Origin of the sequence: Streptomyces sp. NPDC101166 (assembly GCF_044768125.1) — a bacterium.
In the GTDB taxonomy this organism is placed as follows: Bacteria; Actinomycetota; Actinomycetes; order Streptomycetales; family Streptomycetaceae; genus Streptomyces.
Genome location: NZ_JBIWPF010000291.1, coordinates 1 through 1,103 on the forward strand (window position 1 = coordinate 1; position 1,103 = coordinate 1,103).

Below are 1,103 nucleotides of genomic sequence, written 5' to 3' on the forward strand. Positions count from 1 at the left end.
CCGAGGTCGGTCACATTGGTGACGGTGATGGTGGCGTTGTTCTGCCGGTAGGCCTCGGCCAGGCGGCCGGGCAGGGCCGGGTCGGCGTTGGCGCCCTGCATCATGTCCAGCTTCTGCGCGTCCGGGATGCTCGGATCCAGCGCCTTCTGCAGCTGGGCATTCAGGTCCGCCACGGACGGAGCCGCCGGGTAGTTGTTCTGCGCGCCGGTGACCTTGGAGGTGGTGGCCTTGGTGGGCTTGGTCTCCTTCTTGTCACCGCTGCCACACGCCGACAGCCCGAGTACGGTCACGACAGCCAGGGTGGCGACCGCGATACGTCCAGTCTTCTGAAGCTTCAACTGCTCGTCCTTTGCGTTCGAGTAGGTCCGTTCGACAAGTGACAGCTACACCGCGGCGGCGCTGCCCGACTGGCGACACTACCAACGCCCGGTCGCGGAAACCGCGTCCGAGGGCGGTGGCGCGGCATATTCAGGCCGAATCCTCATAATTCGCGCATTCGGGTCTTAACGCCTTCAGCGCAGGCTGCCCAGTGGATCCGCCCTGGTGAGAGCCGGATCCTCGGCGGCGAAGGTGCGCGTGGGACCCGATCCGGTGGAACGGGTCTCGAAGCGGACCGTCACCACCCCGTGCCCCGCGCCCTGCACCCAGCCGTGGCCGAAATCGGGGTGCTCGACATCCAGTCCCGGATACCAGGTTCCGATCGCGAAGGAGCGAGTCGCGGGCGGTACCAGCGGATCCGGACCGCCGGGCGCGGCCAGCGTGGGCTCCTCGGCGACCGCGTCGGCGTCCACCGTCTGATCCAGTTCCGGGAACAGCGATTCCTGCCGGATCTCCGACAGCCCGGCGAAACCCACGCCCACCAAGCGAATCGGACCGATCTCGACCGGGTCCAGGGCCGAGCGCTGCGCGGCGGCGGTCAGGGTGACCAGGTCCTCGGTGGCGTAGGGCAGCGTGGAGGATCGGGTCACGATGCTCATATCGGTCTTCTTCAGCTTGAGCACCACCGTGCGCGCCGCGCGCCCGTCCGCGCTCAGCCGCCGGTGCGCCGAGGACGCCATGGCGTCGATGGCCGGGCGCAGCTGGGCGAGGGTGAGAATGTCGGT

The 1,103-nt window shown here is 68.4% G+C and carries 1 protein-coding gene and 1 pseudogene; both read right to left on the minus strand.

What is annotated here, in order from left to right:
• Nucleotides 1-290: hypothetical protein (locus ACIRS4_RS38505; RefSeq protein ID WP_404204969.1), on the minus strand; the 290-nt coding region annotated here is incomplete at its 3' end.
• 222 nt (nucleotides 291-512) lie between these two features.
• A pseudogene (locus ACIRS4_RS38510) lies at nucleotides 513-1,103 on the minus strand (DNA polymerase IV); the annotation flags it as partial.